Source organism: Clostridium sp. 001 (assembly GCF_019056555.1).
GTDB lineage: Bacteria > Bacillota > Clostridia > Clostridiales > Clostridiaceae > Clostridium_B > Clostridium_B ragsdalei.
Genome location: NZ_CP020473.1, coordinates 3,553,258 through 3,574,399, shown reverse-complemented (window position 1 = coordinate 3,574,399; position 21,142 = coordinate 3,553,258). Strand labels below are relative to the sequence as shown.

Annotated in this window: 19 protein-coding genes and 2 pseudogenes; 2 read left to right on the top strand and 19 right to left on the bottom strand. The window is 31.8% G+C overall.

The window, feature by feature from the left end; translation table 11 throughout:
• Positions 1-3: 3 nt before the first annotated feature.
• From B5S50_RS16595 to B5S50_RS16550, 10 genes are all read right to left on the bottom strand, one after another.
• Positions 4-729 carry a FliA/WhiG family RNA polymerase sigma factor gene (locus B5S50_RS16595; protein ID WP_217302362.1) on the bottom strand — a complete coding sequence of 242 codons (726 nt, stop codon included), beginning with the start codon at positions 727-729 and terminating at the stop codon, positions 4-6.
• A gap of 3 nt (positions 730-732) precedes the next feature.
• On the bottom strand, positions 733-1,404 hold the full coding sequence (locus tag B5S50_RS16590) for a flagellar brake protein (protein ID WP_217302361.1): 672 nt from the start codon (positions 1,402-1,404) through the stop codon (positions 733-735).
• 14 nt (positions 1,405-1,418) lie between these two features.
• On the bottom strand, positions 1,419-2,297 hold the full coding sequence (locus B5S50_RS16585; protein ID WP_217302360.1) for a MinD/ParA family protein: 879 nt from the start codon (positions 2,295-2,297) through the stop codon (positions 1,419-1,421).
• On the bottom strand, positions 2,291-3,484 hold the full coding sequence (flhF, locus tag B5S50_RS16580) for a flagellar biosynthesis protein FlhF (protein ID WP_217302359.1): 1,194 nt from the start codon (positions 3,482-3,484) through the stop codon (positions 2,291-2,293). Before flhF ends, B5S50_RS16585 begins: the two co-directional genes overlap by 7 nt.
• A complete protein-coding gene (gene flhA / locus B5S50_RS16575; protein WP_217302358.1) occupies positions 3,484-5,550 on the bottom strand; it encodes a flagellar biosynthesis protein FlhA in 2,067 nt (688 codons plus the stop codon). Before flhA ends, flhF begins: the two co-directional genes overlap by 1 nt.
• Positions 5,551-5,554: 4 nt before the next feature.
• Positions 5,555-7,375, bottom strand: coding sequence for a fused FliR family export protein/FlhB family type III secretion system protein (locus B5S50_RS16570; RefSeq protein WP_217302357.1), 1,821 nt, complete (start codon positions 7,373-7,375; stop codon positions 5,555-5,557).
• Positions 7,376-7,409: 34 nt separating this feature from the next.
• Positions 7,410-7,679, bottom strand: coding sequence for a flagellar biosynthesis protein FliQ (gene fliQ, locus B5S50_RS16565; RefSeq protein ID WP_013237700.1), 270 nt, complete (start codon positions 7,677-7,679; stop codon positions 7,410-7,412).
• Between the two features lie 10 nt (positions 7,680-7,689).
• A complete protein-coding gene (fliP, locus tag B5S50_RS16560) occupies positions 7,690-8,490 on the bottom strand; it encodes a flagellar type III secretion system pore protein FliP (RefSeq protein ID WP_154104945.1) in 801 nt (266 codons plus the stop codon).
• Complete coding sequence (locus B5S50_RS16555; protein WP_217302356.1) at positions 8,487-8,891, bottom strand: flagellar biosynthetic protein FliO; 405 nt, start codon at positions 8,889-8,891, stop codon at positions 8,487-8,489. The genes fliP and B5S50_RS16555 overlap by 4 nt, the downstream gene beginning before the upstream one ends.
• 211 nt (positions 8,892-9,102) lie before the next feature.
• Positions 9,103-9,627 (bottom strand): flagellar basal body-associated protein FliL, encoded by a 525-nt coding sequence (locus tag B5S50_RS16550; RefSeq protein WP_217302355.1) that lies wholly within the window; start codon positions 9,625-9,627, stop codon positions 9,103-9,105.
• Positions 9,628-9,799: 172 nt separating this feature from the next.
• Here B5S50_RS16550 and B5S50_RS16545 point away from each other — a divergent pair.
• A pseudogene (locus B5S50_RS16545) lies at positions 9,800-11,144 on the top strand (transposase).
• Positions 11,145-11,449: 305 nt separating this feature from the next.
• On the opposite strand, the gene B5S50_RS16540 reads toward B5S50_RS16545, so the two are convergent.
• The 5 genes from B5S50_RS16540 to B5S50_RS16520 form a co-directional block, all read right to left on the bottom strand.
• The gene (locus B5S50_RS16540; RefSeq protein WP_217302354.1) at positions 11,450-11,644 is read right to left on the bottom strand and encodes a flagellar FlbD family protein; all 195 of its coding nucleotides are present in this window, start codon (positions 11,642-11,644) and stop codon (positions 11,450-11,452) included.
• A gap of 290 nt (positions 11,645-11,934) precedes the next feature.
• Positions 11,935-12,897 (bottom strand): flagellar hook-basal body protein, encoded by a 963-nt coding sequence (locus tag B5S50_RS16535; RefSeq protein ID WP_217302353.1) that lies wholly within the window; start codon positions 12,895-12,897, stop codon positions 11,935-11,937.
• A gap of 88 nt (positions 12,898-12,985) precedes the next feature.
• On the bottom strand, positions 12,986-13,390 hold the full coding sequence (locus B5S50_RS16530) for a TIGR02530 family flagellar biosynthesis protein (RefSeq protein WP_217302352.1): 405 nt from the start codon (positions 13,388-13,390) through the stop codon (positions 12,986-12,988).
• 18 nt (positions 13,391-13,408) lie between these two features.
• The gene (locus B5S50_RS16525) at positions 13,409-14,128 is read right to left on the bottom strand and encodes a flagellar hook capping FlgD N-terminal domain-containing protein (RefSeq protein ID WP_083985579.1); all 720 of its coding nucleotides are present in this window, start codon (positions 14,126-14,128) and stop codon (positions 13,409-13,411) included.
• 29 nt (positions 14,129-14,157) lie between these two features.
• Positions 14,158-15,732, bottom strand: coding sequence for a flagellar hook-length control protein FliK (locus B5S50_RS16520; RefSeq protein ID WP_217302351.1), 1,575 nt, complete (start codon positions 15,730-15,732; stop codon positions 14,158-14,160).
• 174 nt (positions 15,733-15,906) lie between these two features.
• Between B5S50_RS16520 and B5S50_RS16515 the strand changes: the two are divergent.
• Positions 15,907-17,251, top strand: a pseudogene (locus B5S50_RS16515) (transposase).
• Between the two features lie 288 nt (positions 17,252-17,539).
• Here the strand turns inward: B5S50_RS16515 and fliJ are convergent.
• Genes fliJ through fliG form a run of 4 tightly spaced genes read right to left on the bottom strand, consistent with a single transcriptional unit; the run spans position 17,540 to position 21,141 of the window.
• Entirely contained in the window at positions 17,540-17,977 is a 438-nt protein-coding gene (gene fliJ / locus B5S50_RS16510; RefSeq protein WP_065077634.1) for a flagellar export protein FliJ, read from the bottom strand.
• 56 nt (positions 17,978-18,033) lie between these two features.
• The gene (gene fliI / locus B5S50_RS16505; protein WP_065077635.1) at positions 18,034-19,341 is read right to left on the bottom strand and encodes a flagellar protein export ATPase FliI; all 1,308 of its coding nucleotides are present in this window, start codon (positions 19,339-19,341) and stop codon (positions 18,034-18,036) included.
• A 26-nt stretch (positions 19,342-19,367) separates the two neighbouring features.
• Positions 19,368-20,141, bottom strand: coding sequence for a flagellar assembly protein FliH (locus B5S50_RS16500; protein WP_217302350.1), 774 nt, complete (start codon positions 20,139-20,141; stop codon positions 19,368-19,370).
• The gene (gene fliG / locus B5S50_RS16495; RefSeq protein WP_065077637.1) at positions 20,125-21,141 is read right to left on the bottom strand and encodes a flagellar motor switch protein FliG; all 1,017 of its coding nucleotides are present in this window, start codon (positions 21,139-21,141) and stop codon (positions 20,125-20,127) included. The genes B5S50_RS16500 and fliG overlap by 17 nt, the downstream gene beginning before the upstream one ends.
• Position 21,142: the final 1 nt, after the last annotated feature.

Here is a 21,142-nt window from a genome sequence, read left to right as displayed (position 1 = left end):
TCTCTATACATACTTTAATTTAATCATGTTTTTTCTCAAATGTAAAATTGCCCTGCTGTGAAGTTGGCATACCCTAGACTCTGATACATTTAATATATGGCCTATTTCCTTTAAAGTCAATCTTTCATAATAATATAGAGTAATAACTAAATTATCTTTTTCATTTAAAAGTTCTAACGCTTTGGCTAAATACTCCAGCATTTCTTTTTTCTCCAGACTTTTTTCTGGGCTTGGACTTTTAGTATCTTCTACAGTTCCCATAAGTGGAATATCATCATCTTCAGAAAATATCAAATCTTCTAGAGATACTATAGATATATAGTTTATATAATTTTCAATTTCCATCATTTTTTTCAAAGGCATACCTAATTGATTTGCTATTTCTTCACTTCCTGGTTCTCTTCCTAATTTACTTCGAAGGGAATCTATGGCTGCATTGTATTTATTAAGCTTGTCCATGGCGCCTTTAGAAATAGGGCTATTTCTCCTAAGCTCATCTATCATAGAACCTTTTATTCTTATGGACGCATAAGTGGAAAATTTCATCCCTCTGTCCTTATCAAACTTGTTTATTGCGTCCATAAGCCCTAACATTCCATAACTAACCAAATCTTCATATTCAATGTATTTGGTCTTTCCAATTATAACCCTAGAAGCAATGTATTTTACTAAAGGAAGATACTTTTTTACCAATTCTTCTTTTATATCTAATTTATTTGCCAAAGCCATATTTTAATCCTCCTTTGCTCCTTTTTTTATGTGCTGCCTCATAATTTGAAATAATACCCTTATTATTCTTTCTCTACTGATCTTGTCCATATCTATAAAAGATAGTCCACAAGTCAATTTACTTTCATCTTTGTTGTTACTAATTCTCACTAGTTTTCCTTTTAAAGTTAAGCTGTCATTTTCCATTGGAATCGTCACTATAACAATGTCTCCATACTTTAATTTATCTTTCATTTTTACATCTACAACTATTTTCATTCCGCCGCCGCTCATGTCTACAGAACATGCTTTAAACACTTCAATCTGATCATTTAAATGATATAAGTCCTTTTCTAAAGGGAACATGGTACACAACACATCCAAAATCAAAGGTACTCTTACAAAATTCCTCCTTTGACAAATTTGAACTTTTTCAGGTTTTTTCAGCATAATCATAAGTATTCTCTCTATTTTACGTCCTACAACCACAGTATTAAATTTGTATACATTTTTTCCCTCATAATATATAACATCCACCTTTTCACCTTTTGAAAGGGGCATATACTTATGATTGTTTACGGGTATGCTTATACTTATACAATCCTCTGACACATCCTGAATATTACTTTTATATATTTCATTGTCCACGTCTATTTCAATTCTGCTATTAACTGTAAAATCAATGTTGGAATCCATCTCTTTCCTTCTCCTTATGAAAAAGTATTAAAAATCTTTTTAAATAAATCCTGTATACTACTTTTCCTGCTGTCTATTTCAGCTCCTGATAATTTACTAGCTATTAAATTTATATCCTTAGAAGCTTGAGAATTGGGATAATTTATCAAAAACGGTACTTGATTTCTAACAGCCTGAACAAGTTTTTTGTCTTCCAATATACAGCCTAGGTACTTCATTTCTACATCTAAAAATTTATTTACTACACTCTTAAATTTATTAAAGGTTTTCTCTCCTTCTTGAGCATTAGAAGCCTTATTTATAATTATTTGTGCAAAATCGTTTAACTTAAAATAATTTACAGCCTTTGTTAAACTATATGCATCTGTAAGAGATGTAGGTTCTGGTGTAGTAATTATAATAAGTTCCTGACAACAGGCAATAAATCCTAACACATCTCTATTTATTCCAGCACCTGTATCCAGTATTATATAATCCAAATCCTCTAATAATGATACCTTTTTTATAAATTGTTTTTTTTGGGATTTTTTTACATTTGCAATTTTTGAAATTCCCCTTCCCCCTGGAAGTAATTTTACTCCAAAAGGTCCTTGTATAATAACCTCTTCTATATTTCTATTCTCACATATGGCATCATATACACTGTATTTAGGTAAACACCCCATTAAAACATCATCATTACCCATTCCCATATCTGCATCAAATATAAGTACATTTTTTTTCATTTTTTGTAGTGCTATAGATACATTTACTACAAAATTGCTCTTTCCAACTCCTCCTTTTCCAGAAGTAACAGTTATTATCCTAGGTTTTGTACTGCTAGGTACTTTTTCTTTTCTTGTCTTTTTATCCTCCTGAGCTAATTTTCTAAGCTCTTCAGCTTGATCTAGCATATAATATCCTCCCCAAGTACAAGTTTAACTAATTCCTCTGAATTCATAACTTTTATATCTTCCGGCACATTTTGTCCTGTAGTAACAAAGCTTATAGGTTTTTTTGCAGCTTGTAAAATATTTAATATAGATCCATACGTAGATGTTTCATCTAATTTAGTTATTATAACATTATTATAATTAAGCTCCTTGTATCCTTCTACTATCACATCTATATCCCTGTTTTTAGTAGTACAACTTATAACTAAGTGTATATTATCCGTATTTACCTTATCTATAAATGCCCTGAGTTCTGATATCTGCATCTTATTTTTGCTACTTCTTCCTGTAGTGTCTATTAAAATTACATCACAATCTGACATATTCTCTATAGCTTTTCCCATGTCCTTTATGGTAAACACTACTTGAAAAGGTATATTCATTATATCTGCATAAGTTTTAAGCTGTTCTACTGCACCTATTCTATAGGTATCTATAGTTATAAGTCCTACTTTTTTCTTTTCAATAAGAGAAAGTTTACCTGCAAGTTTAGCAATGGTAGTAGTTTTCCCAACACCTGTAGGCCCCACTAACACCACTATATTTTCAAGTACTTTATCTTCTACTTTTATCATACTTGTAACTACTTCTTTTAATTTTTCCTCTTCATCCCTATCATCTTCTATTATATTTACTTTATTTAAAATTGTGCTCACTACTTTACTGTTGAAATCGCTATTTTCAAGTTTTATCTGAAATGCGCTTTTTCCTACATTGCCATAAGAGACCTTCATCATTTCACTTAGCATGCCTTTCATCTGCTGCATTTCTTTTATAATAGAGTCATTATTTTTATCCACTATATTATTTTCATAATTACACTCCGATGCATTGTAATTTTCTTTAGCATCATTATCTATAATTTTATCACCTTTTATGTCATTACATAAGGTGTTATTTTTCATTTTATCATTTACAAGTTTTTTTATTGCTGCAATGCTATCCTGCATATCTGCTTCACGGCTATTTTCCTTTTTCTTGTTGTCTACAGCTGCAGTAACCTCTAAAATTTTTCTAGAGAAAAAACCTAATATGCCAGGTTTTTTTATTTTCCTCTGGCTTATTATTACGGCTTCCTTCCCAAGTTCATACCTAATTCTCGTAATAGCTTCATTCATATTATTGACTTTGTATCTTTTAATGATCATTATATTGAAACCACTCCTTCGGTTTTTATCTCTACATCATTTGGTATTTCATTTAATGATAATACATTTACCGATGGAAATACCATTTCAATTAATCTTCTGAAAGGTGCCCTTATATTAGGTGAAACTAAAATTATAGGTTGATTTTCATAAAAATAGACTGATTCTAGTAAACTTTTAATTGAATTTAATATCTTACTTGTAGTATCCGGATCTACTGCTGGAAAAGAACCCTGCATTGACTTTTGAATATTGCTTCCTATTAAATCCTCTAGCTGTTTAGATAAAGTAACTACTGTAATAACTCCATTTTCATCTATAAGTGAATTGCATATACTTCTTCCTAATGCAAATCTAACATACTCTGTAAGTACTTCTATATCTTTTGTATTTCTTGAATTATCTGCAAGAGATTCCATAATAGTTACCATATCCTTTATAGAAACCCTTTCTCTTAAAAGACTTTGCAGTACCTTTTGAAGTTCTCCTATAGTGAGAAGGTCCGGTATGAGTTCCTCCACTACAGTAGGATACTTTTCTTTCACAGAATCCACAATAAGCTTGACTTCCTGTCTTCCAAGTAATTCATAAGAATGATTTTTAATTGACTCTGTAAGATGAGTTACCATAACCGTAGTAGGATCCACTACTGTAAGTCCTTTTATTTCTGCTTCTTCTCTTTGATCTTTATTTATCCATATAGCAGGGAGTCCAAAAGATGGCTCCGTAGTGCTTATCCCTTGAATATCACTGTTTGAATTAGTAGGATCCATACATAGAAGCATATTTGGCATAAGTTCTCCTTTTGCAATTACTGTACCTCTTATTTTTATTACATAGCTATTAGTATTTAACTGCAAATTATCCCTAATTCTAATTGGTTGAACTACTATTCCCATTTCAATAGCACACTGCCTTCTTACAGAAGTTATCCTCTGAAGAAGATCTCCTCCTGAACTTTCATCTGCTAGTGGTATCAATCCATAGCCTATTTCCACTTCCATAGGTTCTACAGATATTAAGTTCATTACATTTTCTGGTTCTTTATTTTCTATTTGAGTTATTTCCTGTTGTTCTATTTCCTGCTGCTGCATATTATGCTGCAATTCATCTTTGTAAAGTAGATATGCAGCTATCATACAGGATACTGATAAAATTAAGAATGCTGTATGTGGAAGACCCGGCACCATGGCTAGGAACAACAACACTGCACCTGCAATAGCTATTACCTTAGGAAATCCCGTCAACTGTTTAATAGCAAGAGTACCAAAACCTTCAGCACTCCCTGAACGGGTAACAAGTATACCTGAAGCTGTAGATATAAGTAGTGCTGGAACCTGAGATACAAGTCCATCACCTATACTAAGCTTTGCATAAGTTTGGGCAGCTTCAGAAGCTCCAAGTCCTTTAATTACTATACCTATTACAATACCTGCTATTATATTTATTACTACAATTAAAAGCGATGCCACAGCATCTCCTTTTACAAATTTGGATGCACCATCCATAGCTCCATAAAAGCTTGCTTCTTCTTGAAGTTTTTCTCTCTTATCTTTAGCACCTTTTTCATCAATTAAACCAGAGTTTAAATCTGCATCTATACTCATTTGTTTTCCTGGCATTGCATCTAAAGTAAATCTTGCAGAAACTTCCGCAACTCTGCCAGAACCATTTGTTATTACAACAAACTGTATGATAATTATAATCAAAAATATTATTACTCCTACTATATAATTGTCTCCTACTACAAAGTTGCCAAAAGCATTTATAACTTCCCCTGCATATCCATCTCTAAGTATAAGTCTTGTAGAGGATATATTTAAAGCCAATCTAAAAATTGTAGTTATTAAAAGTAAAGTAGGAAATATAGAAAATTGTAATACTTCCGTAGTAAACAAGGTTAAAAGTATAATTATTATAGATAATGTTATATTAAATGAAATCAATACATCTAAAAGTCCTGCGGGCATTGGAATTATAATCATAAACACTACTGTAATAACTACTAATGCCATTATTATATCTAAGTTATCTTTTAGTCTAAACTTTTTTTTACTTCTTTCCAAAATATCACCTCATCTTGTAAACCAACGCAAGTATTTCCGCCACTGCCTGATACATCTCAGCTGGTATTTCCATATCAATTTCAACTTCTTTATATATAAGCCTTGCAAGTGGCCTGTTTTCAATTATTGGCACATCATTGTCCTTTGCTATTTCTTTTATCTTAAGGGCTACAGCATCTAATCCCTTTGCCACAAGGACAGGTGCATTCTGCCCATCTTCATATTTTAAAGCTACAGCAACATGAGTAGGATTTGTAACTACTACAGTAGCCTTTGGAACTTCCTGCATCATTCTTCGCATAGCTAATTCTCTCTGTTTTTGTCTTCTCTTGCCCTTTATTTGTGGATCTCCTTCATCTTGTTTAAATTCTTCTTTAATTTCCTGCTTTGACATCCTAAGGTCTTTATTATATTGATATCTTTGAAACATATAATCAAGAATTGCAATTATAAGCATAATTAAAGTTATTCTAAAAAATATACCCACAGCTAAGCTTCCTATAGCCTTTGCTACAGCCCTAGAGTCCAATTGACCTAAGTTCAATATATACATATAATTGTCTTTTATAAATTTGTACCCTACGTATCCTACTATAGACACTATAGCGGTATCCTTCAAAAGTTCCATGACAGACCTAGCAGAAAACATTCTTTTAAATCCACTTATAGGATTTAATTTTGAAAAGTCTGGTTTTAAAGTTTCAAAAGTTATAAGCCCTCTTGTTTGAACCATATTTGCCAATACTCCTATCGCAAGTATTGGAACCGCTATAGGTAGAAAAACTATAGCTATTCTCCATATGGTTATAAACATTATTTTATTTACACTACTGTAATTAAGCGATGTATTTATATAGTCATTTAAAAAAGCTACCATTGTGGAACCAAGAGATGTTCCAACATATCCTCCTAGAACTGCTATAACTAAAGTTGATGCAAGCAGTGTCATAGTAAGTCCTATTTCCTTACTTCTAGCTATCTGACCTTTTTTCCTAGAATCACTTTTCTTTTTAGGAGTAGCCTCTTCTGTCTTATCATCTTTTGCAAATATCAAAAGCAACGGCAATGCCTTATAAAAACCATCTATGGAATTAGGTATAGCTGTAAATAAGTGTTCTATTAATTTAAGAAAAATTGGAAGTGCAAAACAAAATGATGCAAACCCTATCAGTACTTTAACAGGCAATCCTAATATCATTATATTTAACTGTGGAACTGTCCTTGCTATAAGTGACATTGTTAAATCTGTAAATAGGAGTATTAAAACTATAGGTATTCCTATTTGAATTGCAATGCCAAAATACTCTATGAAGGCTTTAAAAATTATATTAATTGAAGCTTGATTTAAAAAGAAACTTCCAAGTTTTATTACACTAAAACTTTGAATTAAAGATTTTATAAGCATATGGTGTCCATCTACTATAAAGAAAATAACCAAACTAAACCAATAAAGTAAACGCTCAATTAAAGTCGTATTACTATTTGAAGTAGGATCAAACATACTAACCATAGCAAATCCCATTTGCATATCCATAAGATTTCCCGCTATTCTCACCATAGAAAAACATAAGCTAGTTAAAAATCCAAGGGTAAGGCCCGCTGCTACCTCATTCAAGCAATTCATTACAAAAAACATTGTATTATCTATACTGCTTATGGAAGCATAATCTATACCTGGCATCAATATATATGCCATAACTACTGTTAGTCCCACTTTAACTACATTTGGAATTCCACTTGGGAAAAATATTGGAACCAATATGAAAAAAGAAAAAATTCTTATTGATACTAAAATTAAGGCGGTAAAATATAATGTATTTATCAATTTATTCCTCTCCAATTATACTTTGCAGCAATGTTCATTGTGTTATATGGGCTATATACGTAAAAATTCTCTCAGTAAAAGCTACAACCTGCTGTAACATCCAGCTTCCTGTAATAAGTCCTATTACAGCCACTGCAATAAGCTTAGGGACAAAAGTAAGTGTTTGCTCCTGTATCTGAGTAGTTGCCTGAAATATACTTATTATAAGACCTACCACCACTGAAACTATAAGTATGGGAGCTCCTACTATAAGTCCCGTTTGTACTGCATCTTTTATAATACCAATTACCATGTTTTCACTCATTCAATTCACCTCATGAAAAGCCTATAATTAAAGATTTTACAAGTAAATACCATCCATCTACCATTACAAATAAAAGTAGTTTAAATGCCAGAGATATCATAGTTGGTGGAAGCATGAACATTCCCATAGCCATAAGCACACTCGATACCACCATATCTATTACCATAAACGGTATATATATTAAGAATCCTATTTTAAAGGCAGTTTTAAGTTCACTTATCATATAGGCCGGAACTACTACATAGAGTGGAGCGTTTTGTCCATCTGCAGTAACCTTATAATTTAATTTAGCTTGATCTATAAATAGCTGTAAATCTTTTTTATATGTCTGCTTAAGCATGAAACTTCTAATTGGTTTAGCCCCTTCATTTATTGCCTGTTCCTGGGTTATTTTATTTTGCATATAAGGTACGATAGCATTTGTGTTTATTTTTGAATAAACAGGATACATAATAAAAATTGTCATAAATAGTGCAAGTCCAATCAAAATTGAATTTGGAGGTGACTGCTGTGTTCCCATGGCACTTCTCAAAAAACCAAATACAACTATAATTCTTACAAAACTTGTCATCATCATTGCAAAAGATGGAAGCAATGTTATAATTGTCAGAAATATAAGCAATTTTATATTTTGTACATACTGCTGTGGAGTAGAAGTACCTGCATTATCCATAGATACATTTATATTTGGTATTGGCATTGCCTGTGATGCATCTGGAGCTGCATATACACTATGTGCTTTGAAAACAAGAATGACAAATATTAAAATTGAAATAGTTATAAAAATCTTTTTATCTCTACTGTTCATCATTTATCTTCCTTTTTATCTATAAGTTTTTTTAAAGTTAACTTGTCACTTGCTCTTTTAACTAATTGCTCCATTCCTGATCTTGTATAAAAATCTTTTAAATTTTTATATTCTGGTATAGTACTTCTATTTTTGAACTCCGAAACTTCTTCTTCATTCAATTCATATATTATTTCAATTTTTCCTGATGCAGAAGATACAACATGCATTTTTTCTCCTATTTTTACTACAAGTAAACTATTTTCTTTTGACAGTTGCTCTCTTTCCATTATTCTTATAAATTTACCCTTTTGAACATTCTTAAGTTTTTCTCCACCATATTTTGCAGAAATATATATTAAAAAAATTACAAATAGAAGAGCTATTACTGTTCTAAAAATCATCCACATAAATTGTAAATCCATTTATATTCTCCTTTTTAGGGTAAACTTATCAATGAATCTTACTTAGTGGGAGTTTGTTTCTCTCACTAAGTTTAGATGAATTATCTAGGGGCGTAGCTACTGTTAGCTCCCACTTTGATAGAAAAGCAGATATTCCAAATCCTTGATTTGGTATAGTCGCTTTCGCTGTGTGCGTGGGAGTGTTACAGTAGGTAGCCATCAGATAAAAGTACTATTGAATCACAATATCCGTAAAATACACATTGTTTAGCTGTCCCTTTTCCAGCATAGGATTTATTTTCTGAATTATTTCCAATTTTATATTGTTCATATTTTTAGCACTTATATCTGCTGCTTTCTTTGTTCTTAAAACTTGAATAACTGCATCAGTTACAATTGGTTTTTTGGCAGTCAATTCAGATGTAAGCTTTTTTTCATCAAATCCTAAGTAAACTGCAACCTTTAAATATCTATTTCCACCTTCATCTGCTAAGTTCACAGTAACCTCGTCAAGTTGAAAAGTTTGGGAAGATACAACCTGATCTAATGAATTTACAGCTGTCCCCGTGGTTTGTCCATTATTTACCACCTGCTGAGTATTAACTTGTTGTACAGTAGTTTTAGCAGTAGTTTTCTTGTTTTTTAGAAAAGTATTATATCCAAAAAAGGCCCCTCCTGCTACCACTGCCAGTATTAATACGCCTATAGCAATGATTTTAATTTTAGATGAACCTTTTTTTTCTGCTTTATTTTCCATGATGTGTCCTCCTTACTTAATAATTAATAATAGGCGTTTGCGAAACGCTACAACCCGTATAAATGCGGTGTATTTTTTGTTACAAAACAAAATAACTCCTCACTGATTTATGGTAAAATTGAATTGCAAAGAAACAAAATCACCATATACCTCAGAAAGGAGTTATATATTTATGATACCATATAAACAGCTTTCTTTGGCAGATATTTTTTCTGATTGCAAAGAAAAATTTGAAAATAACAAGCCTCAGTTTCTTTCTTTACTTGAAAATACTATTAACCTTGATGATTTAATCCCTGCTTCCTTCATAAATCATTTTTATGCTTCTACTGGAAGGCCCCGTAAATACAGTCTTTACGCCATGCTCCGTGCTTTGATTTTGCAGCACATTTTTTCTATTCCTACGGATTCCCTTTTGATTATTTTTCTTAAATATTCTCAAGAGTTAAGGGATTTCTGCGGTTTCCTTAAAGTCCCTGATGCTTCTAAATTCACACGTTTTAAACAGGATTTTATTCTGGACTTACAATTGATATTTGATAATCTCGTTGATATTACTGAACCAATATGCCAGCAAATTGACCCCAAACTTGCTTCTATGACTATTTTTGATACTTCTGGTATCGAAGCTTTTGTTACTGAAAACAACCCTAAGTATGCTAACCGCATCATAAAACAGCTTAAGACTTTTAAGAAAGTACATGCTTTAGATGATTCTTATGATCCTTATAAAGCTGCCTATGGTTCTATGCCTCCACACGCTTCAGCTAATCCGGCCATTCAACAAATGTACATTAACGGTCATTTTTGCTATGCTTTTAAATTTGGCATTGTAACCAACGGACTTGGTATTGTAAGAGATATTTCATTTTACAATCAGGATTTTCTAAAAGCACATCCTGATATTGTTATTGAGAAAAAATCTGATTCACCGGATGAAGATAAATCTCTTGCTGATTCTAAAGCTCTTATACCTGTTCTTATGGATTTCTTTGCAAAACATCCTTTGATAAATCCAAAAATCTTTTTAGGTGATGCTGCTTTTGACAGCATTCTGATTTATCGATACCTTTTGCATGATTTGAAATTTGAAAAGGCATTCATTCCATTAAAAACTAAACTTGCATCAAAAGAATTCGACTGCCCTTTAAATGAAAATGGTATTCCATGCTGTCCTTATGACCATTCGCTTCCAATGAAACGAGAAGGCAGTAAAACACACTTACGTTCTGGAATTCCATCAATGAAATTCGTATGTCCCAAAATGAAATGGGTATACAATAAAAAAACTAAAAAGAGCAAACGTGTAACTCTATGTGAAAATCCATGTACAAAATCTTCTTGCGGCAGAATGTTTTACATTTATCCTGAAAAGAATCTTCGTGCATATCCTGGAACTACTCGTGGAACTCTCCAATGGGAAAACACTTATAAAATCAGGACTGCTGTCGAGAAAAACATCAACCATTTCAAAGGCAGTTATTGCGTTGCGGATCGTAAGACACAAAATGAGCTAACGCTTCATTCTGACTTACTTCTAGCCGGTATAACTCAGCTAATAACAGTTATTGTAGCAAATAAAATACATAAAAATGAATATATTAGAAGCCTAAAACCATTAATTGCATAAATTTTATTTGTAAAAAATAGAAACCCAACTTTGCTTTATTTCGTGCGCCCTTTTTTATCAATATGGCTATTTCAAATCATAAAAATTTGTCTTTAAACTTCTAACAATACTTTTGCAACTTCTAAACATCTTTTATTCATTTTTATTAGCGAGTTTCGCAATTACCTATAATTAATAATTATTAATTATTAATTAGTCAAAATTTCCTGTGTATATTTTCCTTTTATATTTTATAACTTTTTCTACGATTTCATCAGTAGATTCTTTTACTAAATATTTTTTGCCATTAGTTAAAGTTATTAAACTTTCAGGTATAGCTTCTAATTTTTCTATAATATCTGCATTTACAATAAATTCTTTATTGTCAAGTCCAGTTAATTTTATCATAAAAATCCTCCTAAATGTACTGTTATATATTATATTATAATTTCAATTTGGGCTGATATGTACAATATTTTCATTTAACAAGGATTTAAAACGTCTCTATTATTCTAAAATGTAATTTTTTAGTGATAAGTGACACTCTTTCTCTAACTTTGTCACTTATCACCTTTTACTAAAGAACAAATAACAAAGAGTAAATAACAGATAATGATAATTTTCTTCTTAACACCAGAAAATGTTAAAATAATCATTATTTGAACTTTGATATTTGAACTTTGATATTTAATTAATGCCTATCTCTTTAAATTAATTAAATCTTCAAGTATAGTATCATCTGTAGTTATTATCTTTCCATTGGCTTGGAATGCTCTAGTAGCCACTATCATATCTGTAAATTGTTGTGCCAAATCCACGTTTGACATTTCAAGGGCTCCTTGATTAAGAGTACCATAATTTGCACCAGGGGTGCCGTAAGCTGCCTCACCTGAGTTTGGAGATGATTCGTACAGATTTCCTCCATCTTTTACAAGACCACCTTCATTTTGAAAAGAAGCTAACGCTATTTGGCCCACATTGCATGAACCACCTGCAGTTTTTACAGTTATAATTCCTGTTGATGGCTCTACAGACCAGGAAGTAACCTTTTCCTTATCCGCAGTAGCTTGATCTTGAGGAGCAGGATCAATTGCTCCACTAGTAGCATCATAATACTGTGCAATTTGGAGACATTTTGGCGGCACAATATTATTAGTATCTGAAGTATCTGTAATTGCACCAGTTTTATAATCTACATTATATCCCATAACATGGTAGCCAGCTTGAGTTAAAAGATTACCTGCTTTATCTAAGGTAAAAGCTCCATCTCTTGTATAATAGTAACTTTTATTAGGATTCGGAGTAGCAGTACCATCATCGGCAATAGTATCTCCATTAGGACTAACTACAAAATAGCTTCCTCCCTGATTTGCCATAAAATCCAAACTTCTATTGGTAGTCTGGGTACTTCCTGCACTAAAATCCGTATTTATACCTGCTACTTTAACTCCAAGACCACTTTGTCTCCCATTTATTCCTCCAAGACCGCCGCTTACTGGTGAACTTGGATCCGAAAGATTTTGACTCAGCATATCTTCAAAAATCATATTTTTAGATTTAAAACCCGTAGTAGATGAATTTGCTATGTTATCTGCTGTTACATTTAACTTTTGTTGATTTACTCTAAGTCCGCTAATCGCTGTATATAATGATGGTAGCATATTTTCTCCTCCAATTTTTTATTAATATATTGTTGTCCTGCTTCCTTCACTCCACAGAACATGGCTTCCACTTAGGTCCAGCCATTTTTTATACTATTACTAAACTATCTATGTTAGTAAATATATTGTCGTTATTTGAATTCTTATCCAGCGCTGTAATTACTGTTCTATTTTTTATAGATGTAATAAATATTGAATTTTTATAAAGTAGAGCAGATTCACTGCATCCTTTATTTTCTGCCTTATTTATAGCAGAATTTATATTTTTCATGTCATTTTCATTTAAATTTATATTTCTGCTCTTCAGCCTTTCTGCAGCATGATTTGATATAGTAAAGCCTGAATCTTTATTAATTTCACTAGTTAAAGTATCCTTAAAAGATATTTTACTTTTAGGATCATTTACGTTATTTTTTGTATTATTTTTCCCGTTACATACAGCTTTTAAATCCGCTGCAAAATACAACTTACCATTAATAACTCTATAGCTCATAGATATTCACCTGCTTATCTATGAATTTTCTACGTCTGAGACGTCCTTAAAATCAAAATCCTTCGTACTTCCATCTGAAAGTTTTACTTTTACTGTTACTCCACCAAATAGTCTTGATACTGATTGAACAATCCCACTATAATTATTTCCACTGGAATCTTTCTCATCTACATTAACCTTTTTTCCTATAAGTGAAGTTGCATTTAACAACATGTTATTACTAACAGTGAAATTAGTTGTATCTCCTAAATCAACAATCTTTTTTGCATCATCTATGTTGAACTTTTCATATTTATCAACTATATTTCCATCTTTGTCTTTTCCCTGTCCCATAAGCACATTAAGCTCTATATCATCTCCATCTTTAATAACTCCAACTACCTGTCCACTTATATTATTTCCCTGCTCATCTGTATCACTAAAAGTCACATATTTATTCATAAGTGAATTTGCAGTACCCATCTTAGTTGAACTATTTAAGTTTGCCATCTGTTCTAGAGATGAAAATTGTGCAAGCTGACTTATATACTGAGTTGAACTTTGAGAATCACTGCTAGTTGGATCTTGATTCGCAAGTTCTGCAGATAGTATTTTTAAAAACATGTTTTTGTCTATATCATTTTTCTTTTTAACTACTTTAGTTCCATTTGAAGTAGTATCTGAACTCTTATCAGTAGAAATGGGATAAGAATAACTTTTCTGATTGGTACTAGTGTTATCTGTACCTGGAATAGGCATTTTGTTTTCCTCCTTTACTAAATTTGAAACTAGGCCAGCATATTTACATTGCTGTCACTATAATAGTCATTTTCCTCTGGAGCATCTTCATCTTGTATGCTATTTACGGCTAAATTTTTACTCTTTTTTTCATTATCTTGATTCTGATTTCCATTACTTCCATTTTTGAAGAAAGTTGTGTCTTCATGATATAAGTTCAATGAAAAACTCTGGACTTTTATGTCATTATTCTGAAGTTTATTTGACAAATCCTGCATATTTGAATTTAAAAGATTATAGGCATCTTTGTTTGAAGCTGTAAGAACTGCTTTCATCTTTCCTTCTTCCATAACAAGATTTATAGTTATATCTCCAAGTTCTTTAGGATTAATTTTAACAGTTAACTCTTTAACATTATTCAAATCCATATACTTGAGTGTTTTTATCATATCTGAATTAAAAGTAGCTTTATTTAAATTAAGATTTTGTACATTCTCCCCATTTACAAGTATATTGTCTCCCTTGACATTATTAAATTGCGTCATAAAATTAACTGCTTTAGAAATTTTACTGTCCTTAGTATCTTCTCCATCACCGCCTAGTATTTTATTTAATATGTCAGTACTTTTACTGTTACTTCCAGTAGAGTTTTCGTTACCACTTTCACTATTTGAAGAATTTTGAAGAGAGCTACCTGTTGTATCCAAATTCTCAATCATTTGTCTATTTTGATTTATAATTTGAAACAAATTGTTTCCTGATACATTTTTTCCTGAATTTAAATTGTCTGCTAGTTTGGGATTTAACTTTTGTAAAAGTTCAGTGTATATTTGAGATTTTAAACCACTTATATCATTTTCAGTTGAATTTGCAACAAGACCGGATAATTTTGATACAATATTATCTGTTATTTTTTGAGAAAGCTTTTGAGTAAGTTGTCCACTTTTATCAAAATTATTTAAAACATCCACTAAGAAATCAAGTTTCTTATCTACCGTCTTATTCAAAACATCCTTAATATTAGCTGCTATATCTTTATTTGAAGTATCACTAAGGCTTTTGGATATTTCCTGGTTTAAAATAAATTGCAGATAATTTCCTTTTGATGACCCTGACGAATTTTCATCTTTTAAAATGTTTGAAATTTCATCACTCAATTCTTTAGTCACTGTATTTAAAAAATTATTTGATTTACTTTGAATATCCTGATTATTTCCAAATAGCAAACTTAAAAGTGAAAGTACACTGTTTTTATCTATACTTCCCTCTTTAATCTTCTGTTTAATATCTGCTATTTCTTCATCTGTAAATCCAGCTTTTTTTAAATAAGTTTCAATTTTAGAATCATCATTTTGTTCACTATCTATATCATTTTTATTTTTGCTATGGGAATCTGACGATTGTATTTTTGTTGTATTTCTCTCTACACTTACGCTATTATTTTTATCTATAGATTCATTAGATGCTTTATACGTAGTGTCTTTAGTATCCATCTTACTGCTATTATCACTACTGCTGGATTTAACAAAAGAAGCAAAGTCATTATTTTCACTTAAAGAACTTGATTTAACTTTTGGTGCTTGTACATTCATAGAAGACATCAAATTTAACATATTTACATTCATTTATTTCACCTCCTTTCAAAGTAAAAAACTATTAGGCGTTTGCGAAACGCTACAACCCGTATAAATGCGGTGTATTTTTTGTTACAAAACAAAATAACTCCTCACTGATTTATGGTAAAATTGAATTGCAAAGAAACAAAATCACCATATACCTCAGAAAGGAGTTATATATTTATGATACCATATAAACAGCTTTCTTTGGCAGATATTTTTTCTGATTGCAAAGAAAAATTTGAAAATAACAAGCCTCAGTTTCTTTCTTTACTTGAAAATACTATTAACCTTGATGATTTAATCCCTGCTTCCTTCATAAATCATTTTTATGCTTCTACTGGAAGGCCCCGTAAATACAGTCTTTACGCCATGCTCCGTGCTTTGATTTTGCAGCACATTTTTTCTATTCCTACGGATTCCCTTTTGATTATTTTTCTTAAATATTCTCAAGAGTTAAGGGATTTCTGCGGTTTCCTTAAAGTCCCTGATGCTTCTAAATTCACACGTTTTAAACAGGATTTTATTCTGGACTTACAATTGATATTTGATAATCTCGTTGATATTACTGAACCAATATGCCAGCAAATTGACCCCAAACTTGCTTCTATGACTATTTTTGATACTTCTGGTATCGAAGCTTTTGTTACTGAAAACAACCCTAAGTATGCTAACCGCATCATAAAACAGCTTAAGACTTTTAAGAAAGTACATGCTTTAGATGATTCTTATGATCCTTATAAAGCTGCCTATGGTTCTATGCCTCCACACGCTTCAGCTAATCCGGCCATTCAACAAATGTACATTAACGGTCATTTTTGCTATGCTTTTAAATTTGGCATTGTAACCAACGGACTTGGTATTGTAAGAGATATTTCATTTTACAATCAGGATTTTCTAAAAGCACATCCTGATATTGTTATTGAGAAAAAATCTGATTCACCGGATGAAGATAAATCTCTTGCTGATTCTAAAGCTCTTATACCTGTTCTTATGGATTTCTTTGCAAAACATCCTTTGATAAATCCAAAAATCTTTTTAGGTGATGCTGCTTTTGACAGCATTCTGATTTATCGATACCTTTTGCATGATTTGAAATTTGAAAAGGCATTCATTCCATTAAAAACTAAACTTGCATCAAAAGAATTCGACTGCCCTTTAAATGAAAATGGTATTCCATGCTGTCCTTATGACCATTCGCTTCCAATGAAACGAGAAGGCAGTAAAACACACTTACGTTCTGGAATTCCATCAATGAAATTCGTATGTCCCAAAATGAAATGGGTATACAATAAAAAAACTAAAAAGAGCAAACGTGTAACTCTATGTGAAAATCCATGTACAAAATCTTCTTGCGGCAGAATGTTTTACATTTATCCTGAAAAGAATCTTCGTGCATATCCTGGAACTACTCGTGGAACTCTCCAATGGGAAAACACTTATAAAATCAGGACTGCTGTCGAGAAAAACATCAACCATTTCAAAGGCAGTTATTGCGTTGCGGATCGTAAGACACAAAATGAGCTAACGCTTCATTCTGACTTACTTCTAGCCGGTATAACTCAGCTAATAACAGTTATTGTAGCAAATAAAATACATAAAAATGAATATATTAGAAGCCTAAAACCATTAATTGCATAAATTTTATTTGTAAAAAATAGAAACCCAACTTTGCTTTATTTCGTGCGCCCTTTTTTATCAATATGGCTATTTCAAATCATAAAAATTTGTCTTTAAACTTCTAACAATACTTTTGCAACTTCTAAACATCTTTTATTCATTTTTATTAGCGAGTTTCGCAATTACCTATAAAAAACTATGTATTTTGAACATTTCTAATAAACCCATAAAGGGCAAATTCATCATTTGCCTTCTGTTCTATTCTATTCTGCTCTTTTATAAAGGCAGTTTCTTGCTTTTCCTTTAAAATATCCACTGTTTTCCTATCTATTTGCCTCTTTTGAAGTTCATTTCTCTTCATATCAACTACTTTTTCTTTATCCTTTAGTTCAATTTGGGCATTATCTATACTGTAAACTAAAGCTTTTAAATATTTATGGGTTATTTTTTGCTCAATAACACTTTTAAAGTTAGACATATTATTGTATTTCTCATAATTAGCTTTTAATAAATCTAGTTTTTCTTTTACTTTCAAGCTTTCTCTTTTAGCCTGCTGAAATTCTCTTTTGCTTTCTTCTTCCTTGTCTATTCTTATGTCAAGTAATTTTTGAAGCCTAAATTTATATTTACCCATATATCCCCCTCTATTCAATTCACAGTTCACAATGCACAATTCACAATTTAAGGCTGTTATTGAAATATTTTTTTCAATCCTTCAACACTTTCTTTAAAGGATGAACTTTCATTTACATCTTGCTTGAGATAGGCAATTATTTTATCGTAATAGGCTACAGCCTTATCTATTTTTTCGCTGCTTCCTTTTACATAAGCACCTATATTTATTAAGTCCTCGGAATTTTTATAAGTTGAAAGCATATCTCTTGCAAAAGAAGCCTTTTTTTTATGATCACTTTCAGCTATTTCAGACATAAGCCTACTTATACTTGCAAGTACATCTATAGCAGGGTAATGATTTTTATTAGCAAGAGAACGGGATAATACTATATGTCCATCAAGTATACCTCTTACTGCATCTGCAATAGGTTCATTTAAATCATCTCCATCTACTAGTACAGTATAAAAAGCTGTAATAGATCCTATATCTGATGTTCCTGCTCTTTCCATAAGTCTCGGAAGTTTGGCAAATACGGAAGGTGTATATCCCTTAGTTGCTGGGGGTTCCCCAATAGCAAGTCCTATTTCTCTTTGAGCCATAGCAAATCTAGTTACAGAATCCATCATCAAAATTACTTTCTTACCTTTATCCCTAAAATACTCTGCAATAGCTGTAGCTGTAAAAGCTCCCTTTAATCTAACCAAAGCTGGCTTATCTGAAGTAGCACACACTATGATTGATTTTTTCATTCCTTCTTCTCCCAGGTCCTTTTCTATAAAATCCTTAACTTCTCTACCTCTTTCACCTATTAAAGCTATTACATTTACGTCTGCTTCAGCATATTTTGCAATCATACCAAGAGTAGTGCTCTTTCCCACACCACTTCCTGCAAATATTCCTATTCTCTGTCCTTGACCACAGGTTATCAAACCATCTATTGCCCTTACTCCCGTAGGAATTACTTCAGTTATTCTCCTTCTCTTTAAGGGATCTGGGGGCTCTGTATCAAGTGGATAAGGTTCTCCACTTGATATAACAGCACCATCTAAAGGATTGCCGAGCCCATCAAGTACCTTCCCAAAAAGCTCATCCGAACATCTCACATTTAAAGGCATCCTCTCTGGTACTACTCTGCAACCTGGTGAAATTCCAATAAGTTCCCCAAGAGGCATTAAAATTACATTGCTTTCATTAAATCCAACAACTTCACAGGAAATCTTACTATTTTCCTCACTATAAATATGACATACTTCTCCTACAAAAGCTCTAATACCCTCTACCTCTACAGTTAAGCCAATAACTTTTTTCACAATTCCTTCTTGATAATTATAAGTAGCTTCCTTCACTTTTCTATTAAGCCTATCAAAGTTTATAGTTATCACAAAATATCACCTCTAACTGCAGAAACTTAACTTTCATCCTGAATTATCTTCCTTACTTTCTCATAGGCAATATCTATACCTAGAACCATTTTTCCATTATCTCTTTCTATAACCACACTACCTTCCTCTAAAGATTCATCTGGTATTATAAAAATATCACCTTTAAAAGGCAGCTGTTCCTTCCATAAGGTTACTTGTTTCTTGAATTCACTGCAGTACTTTTCTTTACCTTTTATTATAAAAGTGCTGGTTTTTTTCATTTGATTCAAAGCATCAAATACCTGAGCATTTAAACTATCCGCGTCCCTTACCTCACGTTTTAATATACTTTCTACAGAATTTAATATAAATTCTTTTATTTCCTCTTCCTTTTCCTCTAGGTACTTTTTCTTTTCTTCTACAGCTTTATTTAAAACATCATTTGCATTCTGTTTTATCTGATCTCCCTCTGCTTTTGCTTTATCAAAATTTTTCTTATAACCTTCCTCATAAGCAGTATTATAACCTTCTTCTTGACCTTTTGCATATCCTTTTTCATAGGCTTCATCATAAGCTTTTTTGGAGATTTCAGATGCTCTTTCATAAGCCATAGAGAGAATTTTTTCTTTTTTTATACTAGCATCTTGTAAAATAGTTCTTCCTAAATTTTCATAGCTTTTTAAAATAGAATCATCTTTAGTATTTTTTTCATTGGATGTTTTGCTAAATGTTTCTCTTATTTTAAACTCTGTGTGTATTTTTTGTGTTCCGCAATTGTTTATGCTGTCACCTTTTAATATAGCTTTATACGATGATTGCATCTTCTCCTCCTCTTGCCAGAACTATCTCTCCTGATTCATCCAATCTTCTTATTATACCTACAATTTTCTGCTGAGCCTTCTCCACATCCATAAGTCTAACAGGTCCTAAGAATTCTATATCCTCTTTTAATGCAGCAGAAGCTCTCTTTGATTGATTCCTAAATATTGCATCTGCCACTTCCTCAGAACATCCCTTAAGTGCAAGAGAAAGTTCTTTTGTATCCACTTCTCTGAGTACTCTTTGAATAGACACATCATCAAGAGTAATGATATCTTCAAATACAAACATAGATCCTTTAATTTTCTCAGCCAATTCTGCATCCTCTTTTTCAAGGCCTTCAGTAATATTCTTTTCTGTAGTTCTATCTACTTGATTTAATATGTCTACAATAGTTTGGACACCACCAATTACCTTCATATCTGACTTAACTATAGATGATAACTTGTCATCTAATACTTTCTCTATTTCTTTTACAACCATTTGTGAAGTATTACTCATTGTAGCTATTCTAAATGCTACCTCAGCCTGCACATTTTCAGGAAGTGCTGAAAGAATTTGTCCAGCCTTGTCCGCTTGAAGATAACACAGTACAAGTGCAATAGTCTGCGGATGCTCATCGGATATTATATTTAAAAGCTGAGGAGCATCTGCTTTTCTTGCTATAGCAAAAGGCCTAAACTGCTGGGTTGCCTCTGTAACTTTATCCAATATTTCAATAGCTCTTTGACTTCCAAGTGCCTTTGATAAAAGATCTTTAGCATACTCTATTCCGCCTTCAAGCAAATAATCCTTAGCCTTATTCATCTCTATAAATTCCTGAAGTATTTCCTTTTTTTGATCAGATTTTACAGAGTTGATATTAGCTATTTCATAAGTTATTTTTTGTATTTCTGCTTCTGGCAATTTTTTAATTATTCCTGCAGCAGCTTCCGGTCCAAGAGTTATAAATAGTATGGCCGCTTTTTGTACTCCTGTTAAATTCTTACTGTCCCTAGCCATT